This window comes from Pseudomonas sp., from assembly GCF_050739935.1.
Classification (GTDB): Bacteria; Pseudomonadota; Gammaproteobacteria; order Pseudomonadales; family Pseudomonadaceae; genus Aquipseudomonas.
On record NZ_JBOICF010000009.1, the window covers coordinates 1 to 10,962 of the forward strand.

A 10,962-nucleotide genomic window follows, 5' to 3' on the forward strand; every position below is an offset into this window, starting at 1 on the left:
GTGCCGCAGGTCACACTGGAGGTGATCCAAGGCCCGTTTTTTGCTGATCGGGTCGACTCGATACTCGCCCTGCAGGCGCGCAATCTCGCCTACGTGATGACGTTGTCCACTAGCCCGGATGAAATGACAGCGATGATCGACGACGCATTGGACATCCGCCAGTTGCTCGACCCGCGTCAGTTGCAGCTCGGCACAGGACGCTGGCGCCGGGATGCGCCGTTCAACTTCGCCGACGTCTGGCCCGGTTCTCGGTCCGAGCCGCCGGACACCAGCCAAGCGCTCGCCGTCACCACCAATAGTGAGATGGGCGCCGACGAAACACCGATACCCGCTCCGGCAGGCGAAAGCTTATCGCGCGATCAGAGCGGGTCGAAGGAAGACGCCAGCAGGGCGCCCAAGGCTTCCTGGATGGAGCTGACGCAAGCGTTCGACATGCGAGCCGAACGCTTGCGGCAAACGGGCGTTGTGCTACGCGAGTTTGCCGAGCAAGCGGTGCAATCGTACCTGTGCGTTCTGGTGGAAGGCGCGGTGCAGGCCGGAACCATCCGGGTGCAGTGGTTGGAGTCCGAACCTGTCGATCCTTCAGACGTGGAAACTGTCGCGGTTGCCGTGAGCGAATCACAGCGGTCTGTTTCGATGGGTCTGGTGTCATTGCTGCTGGAGTGTGTAAGCGGCCATCGCTCGCTGCCTCTGCCCGCCGCAGTGCAAGTAGTACCCGATTCGATGTCAGGGGGCGAGCATCTCCAGGGCGTGCTGATCAATCATATGTTGGACAAGCTTGTCAGGGGTTTCACCGACCGTTATGTCGCCCATTTCGAGCAGTCGCGCATCGAATTCCAGCGACAGGGCGATCGGCCGTTGCGGCCCGACAGAGAAGCGCTCAGCCTTCGCGAAGATGCCATGCATCTCGATCTGTCGCTGAACTGGCGACTGGAACGGATCGACGATTCGGCCAACGACATGGTCCGGCAGATCCTGGGTTGGCCCGTGCGTTCGTTACGAATGGCGTTTGACACGGCGATGACGGAAGCCTTTTCCGTTTCGCTGACCTACGGTGGCAACGTCGTCGCCGTTCTCTGCGACACGCTGGTATTGAGGCAGCCACTTACCCAGGGCAGTCCTGTCATGTTCTGGACCGGGACGCGGGGTTGGGGGCAGTTTTCTTCGGTCGAGGATATGCAGGCCATGTTGCAGCGCAAGCTTCATGGAGCGCAGCGAGAGGGTTGGTTGGCGCTTCTGTGTGAGCGTGATCAGGCGTTGCTGCGCAATCATCTGCTGAAGGCTTCAGACAATCAGGTCCAGGTGCGCCTGGACAGGATCGATGGGAACGCCATCCAGAGCTTGCAGCAGCAGATTCTGGACCGCAAACGGCAGGATCTGCGTCAGCTTTGTTTGCGCGCCGTACTCTGCCGTTTCGAGTCAGGCCTGTTTACCCGGTTGGCGGCTGTTGCCGAACTCGACGAGCAATTGGTTAATACGCTCGACGGACTGTCATTAAGGATCGACAACAGTATCTTCGCGGCAATGCTGCCATCGTGGCTGAGTTCGGCGTCCTTGGCTGATCTGAAGCGTTATCAGGAATCCTTGAGGCGGTTTTACCTGGTCAGTTGCGAGGATAAGGATTTTCTGTTCGACATTCCCCCGTTGCGAGCATATGCGTATCAGCGCCTGGTGGCTCAACTGACCAAGGACTTTCCCAATCAGTCGATAGATCCCAACCAGGTCAACGTGACCCTGCGCCATTATGTCAATGCGTTCCCGATAGCGGGGCAATTGCCATCCGCTGTGCCGGCTGCCACCGTCGTACGCAGCGAACCGCTGACCGAATATGCGATCAATCGCTTCGTCGAAACTCAAGATGCAGCTGTAAGTGTCAGTTCTGTGCAACCGGACGTCACTCGCGCGCTCACTCCTGATTATTTGCGCCAGTTGGTCAGGGGGCTGGATGTCGGGGCGGGTTACACAACCTTGTTGCGTAAGGCGTTGGCAACGAACGATCCGCACTATGCGGCGCGCAAGCGGCTGTTCATCCACCAACTCCCGCCTCTACTCCTTGCACTGGCGCTGTCGGAAAAGCTCAAAGGTGCGCTGAGTACCAAGGCTTATCAATTCATATCGCGTGTGGTCGAGATGCCTGACGGTATCGCGCCTCCATACCTGGGCCGTGATCGGGTCATCATTAGCCCATTGCAATTGATTGCCGATGCGGGGATGAGTCCGGATACGGTGTCGGGAGCCTATGTGATTTGTCCTGCGGCCCGCGATAAAGGGCCGGTCGTGCTCTATGTGATTTACCACCCGCAATTTAGCTTCCGCGAGTACGAGACGAGAGCGGCGTTGATTGAGGATATCCGCACGAATGAAGCGTTGCAGGAACTGCTGTTGGATCGCCTGGATCCAGAGATTCGTCGACGTTATGCGCACGGCGGATTCATCGAGCCGCACCTGCCGTTCGCTGTAGGTCTGTACGACGTTCCATTTCGGGCACCAGGGCCGGTCACGCTCGGTATGACCGAGGTGAAAGGCAATGCGCTGCAATTCCTTTTTCGCGACAGGATCAAGTTGCTGCTGGACGTGGGTCAATCCAACGTTGTCACCAACGATCAGGTCGACTGGGTCGGAAAAAAATTCCTGGCGACGCTTGGGCTTGAACAGACCCTGGCCCTGCTGCCGGGCAAATTGGCGGCGCTGGTAACGCTTTGGCAGAGTCATACGTTGTTTCGTGCCTCTGCGATGTCAGCCTCGGGGCATCGTTGGGGCAAGGCACTCTCCGAATTCTCTGCGGCATTGGGAGTGATGGTCGCGGCCCGGGAGCAGGCAATCGAGGAGCAGACGGTCAAGGATGAAGAGAATGAAGTACGGCCATCGGCGGCGCCTTCAACGTTTTCCTGGTATGACACGACGCTAAATGCCGAGCAGCGCATGCGACTTCAGAGCCTGGAAGCCAATAGCGTGGCGCTTGATGAGATGCGGCACGATGAACTGCTCAATGTCTACTTCGACAAACGAGATGACACGCCTTATGCGGTCGTGGACGGCAAGGTCTATCAAGTCAAGCGGTTGCCCGATGAGGGCAGGCTGGTCATCGTCGGTGCCGATGGCGCGCCTGGGCCACGGCTGATACTGGATACCCACCAGCAATGGCAACTGGACCTGAGTCTCAAGTTGCGAGGCGGCGGAGGCATAGTCACCAAGCTCAATTCGTCAGGCGCAGCCCGCAGTGCCGAGGACGTCCTCATTGTCGAAGCCAAGGGAATGTCCGAAATTCGCCTGCTGTATCGTGATCGGGCGCGGCGAATCGGTCAGGCGCACCATCAGGCCAGGTGTTACCTGCAAACCAGTCTGGACAATCTCAATGTGAAGCGGCGGGGTGCCGAACTGGATCCTCGCGTCAAACGCATCATCGGCGACTTTTTTGGGACCGAGGAGCCTGGCCCTGAACTGCTGGCCGAGATCGAAAGTGCAATCAAAGGGCTATTCGATGCATTGATGGAGGATTCGCTGTCGCCGTTCACGTCGCCGCGTTTCGTCGTCGGGTCCAATCGTTCGGGGCGCGATACCGTCGTTGCGTTCGTTATCAAGACGGATCCGAAACGACGAGTATTTTTGACCGAGCGATTCTTTCACGTGCCGCATTTTGACCTCCATCCCCAGGCCGCGGCAGAAGGGTTCAACGCGACCATCCACTATCAGGCTGCCAATTTGATGCATGAGCTGTCGCATCAGGCGCTCGATACGTCCGACATCGCCTATCTCGAAGCCATGGCGCCGTACCCGGATTTACTGCGTGAAGACACGCCCTGGAATAGCGGACTGCGGGCGTATGTCGATGGCCTGCACAATCACCGGCTGTCCGTCACGGCTCTGCGAGACAACTTGTTCACCCTTCAGGACGCTGGCACATGGCGCGATATCGAGCCTGATGATGACCGTGGTTACGATACGATCCTGCGGCTTACCAACACTACCAATCTGAACGATGCTCGGGACGCATTTTTGTCCGATGTGCAACTGCGCAGCCGGGTCATGCTCAGCAATGCCGATTCCCTGACCTTGCTGGTGTTGCGGCTGGGGCGGCGCAGTTACTGGGTGCCAAAGCCGTGAGGGGCCTGGCACCCGCCGGGCCTACAAGGCGTAGTGACGCAGCTCCCGGGCGATCAACAGACGCTGGATCTCGCTGGAGCCTTCGTAGATCTGGGTGATGCGCGCGTCCCGGTAGTATTTCTCCACGGGGTAGTCTTCCAGATAGCCATAACCGCCGTGGATCTGCACCGCTTTGGAGCAGACCCACTCGGCCATCTCCGAGGCGAACAGCTTGGCCTGGGAGGCTTCGGACAGACAGGGCTTGCCCGCCGTGCGCAACCGCGCGGCGTGCAGGACCATCAGGCGTGAGGCGTTGATGCGGGTGTGCATGTCGGCCAGCAGATTGGCGACGCTCTGGTGTTCGATGATCGGCTTGTCGAACTGCACTCGCTCCCGTGCATACACAAGCGCTGCCTCGAACGCGGCGCGGGCGATGCCCAAGGCTTGTGCGGCAATCCCGATGCGGCCGCCCTCAAGGTTGGAAAGGGCAATCGCCAGGCCCTTGCCGCGCTCGCCCAGCAGATTGTCCTGAGGGACGCGGCAATCGCTCAGCGTAACCGCACAGGTGTCCGACGCGCGAATGCCCATCTTGTGTTCCATGCGATCGACGCGATAGCCGGGGTTATCGGTGGGCACCAGAAACGCCGAGATGCCTTTCTTGCCCAGCTGCGGATCGGTTACCGCGAAGACGATCGCGAGCTGCGCGCGCTTGCCATTGCTGACGAACTGTTTGGCGCCGTTGAGCACCCATTCGCCATCCTTGAGTTCGGCACGGGTACGCAGGTTGTGGGCTTCGGAGCCGGCCTGGGGTTCAGTCAGGCAGAAGCAGCCGATGGCTTTGCCGCTGGCGAGTTTTCCCAACCACTGTTGTTTCTGTTCTTCGCTGCCGTAGTTCAGCACCGGGCCGCAGCCCACCGAACTGTGCACGCTCATCAAGGTGCCGGTGGCCGCATCGCCGGCGGAGATTTCTTCGACGGCCAGCGCATAGGCCACGTAATCGATGTAGGTGCCGCCCCATTGTTCCGGCACGATCATGCCCAACAGCCCCAGTTCGCCGAGCTTGTCGACCAGCTCGTCGTCGATCCAGCCCGCCTGTTCCCAGGCATGGGCGTTGGGCGCGATTTCATTGCGCGCGAACTCCCGCGCCATGTCGCGGATCATGATCTGTTCTTCGCTCAGTTCAAGGTCTTGCATAGGTCAGGCCTCATGACCGCTGAAAAAACTCGCCACGTGCTCGGCATCCAGTGCCTGCACGGTGTTCGGGTTCCATTGCGGTTTCTTGTCTTTGTCTACGATCAAGGCGCGCACGCCTTCGATCAGGTCGCCCCGTTCGAACCACTGGCGATCCAGATGCAGCTCCAGATCGAAACAGGCTTCCAGCGGCAGATGACGACCCCGGCGCAACATCTCCAGGGTCACGGCCATTGCCAGGGGGGAACGGGTTTTCATCAGGCTGGCAGTGTCGACGGCCCAACTGTGAGTATCGGCCACCGTCACTTCCAGCAGTTGCTCGATGATGCTCGGAATGTCCGGCAGGGCAAAGAAGTGATCGATGGCCGGGCGCAGCCTTTCCAGCGGCGGTTCGGGCAACCGCTGCACAGCGTTTTTAGCCAGGACCCCCTGCAGATCCTTGAGCGGTGTGAGGGTCCAGGCGAGAGCGTCGAACTGTCGATCCAGCTCGTCCAGGCGCGCGCTTTGCAGATACCAGTCGGCCAGGCCGCAGTAGAGCGCGTCGGCAGCCTGAATCTGCACGCCGGTCACGCCCAGATAAATGCCCAGTTCGCCTGGCGCTCTGGGCAGAAAATAACTGCCACCCACGTCCGGGAAATAGCCGATCGCCACTTCCGGCATCGCCAGGCGGCTGCGCTCGGTGACCACCCGCAGATCCACGCCTTGCGCCAGGCCCATGCCACCGCCCAGGACGAAGCCGTCCATCAGCGCGACGACGGGTTTACGGTAATGATGCAGGGTGAGATCCAGGGCGTATTCTTCGACGAAGAAATCCTGATGGTGGGTCTGGTCGTTCTTGAAACTGTCGTACAGCGATCGGATGTCGCCGCCAGCGCAAAAGGCCTTTTCCCCGGCTCCGCGCAGGACCACGGCATAAATCCTGTCGTCCTTCGCCCAGGCATCGAGCTGATGCTGCAGCTGCCGGACCATGCCCAGGTCGATGGCATTCAACCCCTGTGGGCGGTTGAGCGTGATATGGCCAATATGATTGCGTACTTCGGACAGAACAGTGTCGCAGGTCGTTTCCCGACCTGAAGACTTGGCCGATGCTAGCTGTGCCGTCATCGCTGACTCCCTGTTGTTTTTTTTCTTGCTCGTTCAGGCGGCCAAAAAGAAGCCGCGCTCCGTGAGGTTCAGCAGGGATGCTAACAGCGCAATTTTGCAAATGACAATGAACAATCGTGCAGGGTGCGTATGCAAGTTTGCATGGGGCAAGTTATCTGTCGCAGCCGGCTTGCCTGCGGTAGCGCCCTTCGGATCGTTACCGCCGGCAAGCCGGACTGCTACAGCGATTGCGATGCCCCGGCAAACCCTTCTGCAATCAGGCCTGCAAAGTGAACAACGCCACTTCAGGCGCATCGCTGACCCAGTATTGGTTCACCGACCACCCGGCGCTGGCCGCCAACTCGGTGAACGACTCAACGGTGAACTTGTGGGAGTTCTCCGTGTGCAACCGCTCCCCGGCAGCGAAATGGAAACGGTTGCCCGCCACATTCACCACCTGCTCGACCTGGCTGACCAGGTGCATTTCCATGCGCGCCTGCTCAGCATTCCATAGCGCCAGATGGTTGAACGTATCGACATTGAAGTTGGCATTGAGCTCGCGGTTGATGCGGGTCAGCAGATTCTTGTTGAAGCGGGCGGTTACGCCCTCGGCATCATCGTAAGCCGCCACCAGTGTCTCGGGCGCCTTGACCATGTCCACCCCGACGATGAACTGAGCGTTCTTGCCCAGCACATCATGTGCGGAACGCAGAAATCTGGCTGCTTCATCTTGGGTGAAATTGCCAATGGTCGAGCCGGGGAAGAAACCGACGCGGGTGTGGCCGTTGGCCTCTTCGGGCAGGGTCAGCACGCGGGTGAAGTCATCCACCTGGGGCGCGACGACCAGTTCGGGATACTGCTGACGTAGGGATTTCGCGGCCTTGTTCAACGCCGTGGCACTGATATCAATCGGCACATAGACCGCGATATGCGGCGCGGCATCCAGTACCAGTCGGGTCTTGTCACTGGCGCCGCTACCGAACTCCACCAACGCCGCGCCGTCGGGAATGGACGCCGCTATTTGCGCGGCGATGTCTTTGAGCAGCCCGGTTTCAGCATTTGTCGGGTAGTACTCAGGCGTCTCGCAAATGGCTTCGAACAGGTCGGAGCCGGTGGCGTCATAGAAATACTTGGGCGACAAGGTTTTGGTTGGCGCGGACAGTCCGGCAACCACGTCACGGGCGAATTCGCTGTCGTTAGGATTGACCACGCCTGGCTGGCGGCTGTCGCGGGCCAAGCGCAACCCGGCTACCACCCAGCGTTTGTCGGTCGGGAAGAAATTGCGATAAGTCAGCCGGCAGTGATCGGGTGATGTCACGCTTGCACCGCCGCGCAGCACCATCTGGTTGACCATGAACTTGCCGTTGTACTCACCGACGGCACCGGCCGAAGGTTTGAAACCGGGGTACGCGCTGTAGGCACTTTGGGTCCACTGCCAGGCCACATCGTCAACCTGCTCCAGCAGCCCGGCGCGAGCAGCCGCTTCCCACTCCGCTTCGGTGGGCAGTCGTGCACCTGCCCATTGGGCGAAGGCTGCGGCCTCGTAGTAGCTGATGTGGGTGACAGGCGCGGCGGGGTCGATGTCCTCAAGGCCGCGCAGGCTCATGCGTTTCCAGCCCTTCTCGTCGTGCTGCCAGTACAGCGGCGAGTTCCAGCCCTGTTCCTGAATCAGGGTCCAACCCTCGGACAACCACAGCCCCGCGGTGTGATAACCGCCATCGGCGATAAAACTCAGCCATTCGCCATTGGTGACCAGTCGATCGCTGATTTCGAAGGACTGCAGGTAAGTAGTATGGCGCGGGCCTTCGTGGTCGAAAGCGAAGCCATTGCCGCCGTGGCCGATCTGCGTCAGACCGGCGCTCAAAGGTTTGAATTGGCCGCGACGCCCGGCAGCATCCTTCGGCCAGCCCGGGTCATAGGCGGGCCTGAGCGAGGACAGGCTGAACAGGTGCAGGATGTCCATCAACAGCAGTTCCTGATGCTGTTCCTCATGTGCCAGGCCCAGTTCGATCAGGCTTGACATGTCATCGCGAAGGCGTGTCACGAGCAGCGCTGCCATGTGCTCATCGACGTATTTGCGATAGGCCCTGACCTGATCGATACCCGGCCGGGTCATCAGCCCGCGTTGCGGACGCGGATGGCGTGGCCCGACGGCTTCGTAATAGGAGTTGAAAAGGTAGCCGAACGTCGGGTCGAAAGGCTTGTATTCGGGAACGTTCGGCGCCAGCAGGAAGGTCTCGAAAAACCAGGTGGTATGCGCCATGTGCCACTTCGCCGGGCTGGCATCGGGCATCGACTGCACCACCATGTCCTCTGGGCTGAGCGGAGCGGCCAGCTGTTCGGTGCGGTTGCGAACGCTCTGATAGCGTTTGCCCAGGGTAGGCGTTACAGGTGTTTCACGTAGCTGGCGTGAGTGGCGCGTCATCGGGTCTTCTCCGGATCTTGCCGACGCCCGGTAGGCTGATGCGGTGCAGCCAGGCGGTACGGCTATTCTCATGACCGGGCCGCAACCCTGCCAGATTGTGTAAAAACTACTGTGCATCGACGATGCTGCGTTAAAAACAGGCGGAAAAATGCTGATTCGGAACACCTGCAGTCGGTCGCAAACCGACCGTTTTCCACCTGTTTTTGCCTTGCCTTCGCGCGTGACGTTTTTACACACTCTGCGGTTGCGGCCCGGACTTCATGTAGCGAAAGCGCTCGAACGATGCAGCGTCATCACTAGCCACCATCGGTCTCAGCGTACTTCCAGGGTCACTTTGTCGGGATAGAACGCGACATGACCCTCGATTTCCTTCACCGAGGGATAGGCTTCTTCATACGTCCAGACAGCGTTGGCAGCCGTCTCGCCATTGGCGCGGAGGCTGAAATAGCTGGCATCGCCCTTGTAGGGGCAATGGGTTCGATGTTCGGTTCTAAGGTAATGTTCAATCGAAATATCCGAACGGGGCACATAAATCACCGCCGGGTACTGCGCCTCTTTCAGTTCCAGCGCATTTTCGCTCTGTGCGACACGTACACCTCGGAACAGAACGCTTACGCGGCCTTTGAGGGGAGTAATGGTGATGGGGTGGTCCGGACCTGGGATTTTCAAGACGATGACTCCTGTAGAACCGAGAGAAACCGGTAAACCAGGCGCCCAGCGTCGGGCACTTGGGCACCGAGGAAGGAAAAAGAGTGTAGTAGTGCTCAATGGGGATGAGCGTATTTTTGTCGGATTTCTGCATCTTCGGTGTATGTAGCGGCCTTGCACATGCGGTTTTTCTGAACCTGAGGCATCGTCGGCAGTCAGCACGTAATGACATCGATGTTCGGGTCATCGGTACTTTTGGCCTCGGGGAGTTGGCGCAGTACAGGCCCTGTCGAGGGGCGGGGCTCATGATCAGGTGGGGGAGAAACGCATGAATGATCTATCCAGTCTGCTCGACGCGCTCGACCAGGCGCAGACCGGGCAACAGGAAGTGGTGATCGCAACTGTGGTCAAGGTCGAAGGCTCGGCCTATCGGCGTCCCGGCGCGCGCATGATCATCGCTCAGTTGGGCGATGCGACCGGCACCGTGAGCGGCGGCTGTCTGGAAAGCGATGTCAGCAAGAAAGCCTGGTGGTTTACCGCTAATGGCAAGCCCACGATCCGCACTTACAGCACCGGCGAGGACGACGATGAGCTGGAAGAGGCCGAATTGAGTTTCGGTCTGGGCTGCAACGGCACGGTGCATATCCTTTTCGAGCGGGTTCACGCCCAGGTCGCTGATCTGCAGCCGGCCAGTCTGGTGGTGAACGTATTGCGTGAAGTCAAGGCCAGCGGGGAGGGGGCGGCACTGGCGACGGTGATCGGTTCTCGCGACGAGCGTCATGTTGCAGTGGGCGAGCGTGTCGCGCTCAGCCCATCCAGTGGGCTGCAAGTGCAGATGCGCGAACGCTGGCTGGCACGCTTGATCGCCGATGATCTGCAGGCGGTGCTCGACGGCCGACGTTCCGCAACTCGCACGTACGAGGGGGCCGGCGGCGATATCGAGGTGTTGCTGGAGTACATTCCAGCGCCGCGCCGGCTGGTGATTTTCGGCGCTGGTCACGATGCCTCGCCGCTGGTGAGCATGGCGCGCTTGCAGGGCTGGCACATAACGCTGATCGACGCCCGCGCGCACTTCGCCCGCGTCCAGCGCTTCCCGGACGCGGATCGCGTACTGGCCGCGCCACTGGAGCCGTGGCCGGAGCTAGCGGCGATGGTTGCCGATGCCGCGGTGGTGGTGATGACCCACAGCCTGACCCAGGATCGCCACTGGCTGGGACAGGTTCTGCAATGTGCCCCGCGCTATATCGGCCAGCTTGGCCCGCGCAGTCGCACCGAGCGGTTGCTCGACGAACTGCCTGAGCAGGACTGCGAGGCCCCGGCCATGAGCCGCCTGCATTATCCGGTCGGGCTTGATCTGGGCGGCGATACTCCGGACAGCGTGGCACTGTCGATGCTTGCGGAGATCAATGCCGTGTTCAATGGCCGCAACGGCAGCATGCTCAAGTTTCGAGAAGCGAGCATTCATGCGGTGGACGTGAAGCTTGATCAGGAGGCGGGGTTGCGGATGATTGGTTGAGAGACTTGGCCTGTCC

The 10,962-nt window shown here is 60.1% G+C and carries 6 protein-coding genes; 2 read left to right on the plus strand and 4 right to left on the minus strand.

Features of this window, described 5'->3' with window-relative positions:
- Nucleotides 1-4,104: dermonecrotic toxin domain-containing protein (locus ACRER8_RS00650; RefSeq protein ID WP_431744445.1), on the plus strand; the 4,104-nt coding region annotated here is incomplete at its 5' end.
- A gap of 21 nt (nucleotides 4,105-4,125) precedes the next feature.
- Here ACRER8_RS00650 and ACRER8_RS00655 read toward each other — a convergent pair.
- The 4 genes from ACRER8_RS00655 to ACRER8_RS00670 all read right to left on the minus strand — a co-directional run bounded on the left by ACRER8_RS00655 (nucleotide 4,126) and on the right by ACRER8_RS00670 (nucleotide 9,451).
- Complete coding sequence (locus ACRER8_RS00655) at nucleotides 4,126-5,277, minus strand: acyl-CoA dehydrogenase family protein (protein WP_431744446.1); 1,152 nt, start codon at nucleotides 5,275-5,277, stop codon at nucleotides 4,126-4,128.
- A gap of 3 nt (nucleotides 5,278-5,280) precedes the next feature.
- On the minus strand, nucleotides 5,281-6,378 hold the full coding sequence (locus tag ACRER8_RS00660) for an enoyl-CoA hydratase/isomerase family protein (RefSeq protein ID WP_431744447.1): 1,098 nt from the start codon (nucleotides 6,376-6,378) through the stop codon (nucleotides 5,281-5,283).
- Between the two features lie 256 nt (nucleotides 6,379-6,634).
- Nucleotides 6,635-8,782 carry an ergothioneine biosynthesis protein EgtB gene (gene egtB, locus ACRER8_RS00665; protein ID WP_431744448.1) on the minus strand — a complete coding sequence of 716 codons (2,148 nt, stop codon included), beginning with the start codon at nucleotides 8,780-8,782 and terminating at the stop codon, nucleotides 6,635-6,637.
- A gap of 312 nt (nucleotides 8,783-9,094) precedes the next feature.
- Nucleotides 9,095-9,451: a DUF427 domain-containing protein gene (locus ACRER8_RS00670; RefSeq protein WP_431744449.1), complete on the minus strand. Its 357-nt coding sequence runs from the start codon at nucleotides 9,449-9,451 to the stop codon at nucleotides 9,095-9,097.
- 307 nt (nucleotides 9,452-9,758) lie between these two features.
- On the opposite strand from ACRER8_RS00670, the gene ACRER8_RS00675 reads away from it, so the two are divergent.
- Entirely contained in the window at nucleotides 9,759-10,946 is a 1,188-nt protein-coding gene (locus ACRER8_RS00675; protein WP_431744450.1) for an XdhC family protein, read from the plus strand.
- Nucleotides 10,947-10,962 lie beyond the last annotated feature (16 nt).

Excerpts from the sequence above, each read along its gene's own strand:
- egtB (WP_431744448.1), bottom strand. The coding sequence starts at position 8,782 with ATGACGCGCCACTCACGCCAGCTACGTGAAACACCTGTAACGCCTACC.
- ACRER8_RS00655 (WP_431744446.1), bottom strand. The coding sequence starts at position 5,277 with ATGCAAGACCTTGAACTGAGCGAAGAACAGATCATGATCCGCGACATG.
- ACRER8_RS00660 (WP_431744447.1), bottom strand. The coding sequence starts at position 6,378 with ATGACGGCACAGCTAGCATCGGCCAAGTCTTCAGGTCGGGAAACGACC.
- ACRER8_RS00675 (WP_431744450.1), top strand. The coding sequence starts at position 9,759 with ATGAATGATCTATCCAGTCTGCTCGACGCGCTCGACCAGGCGCAGACC.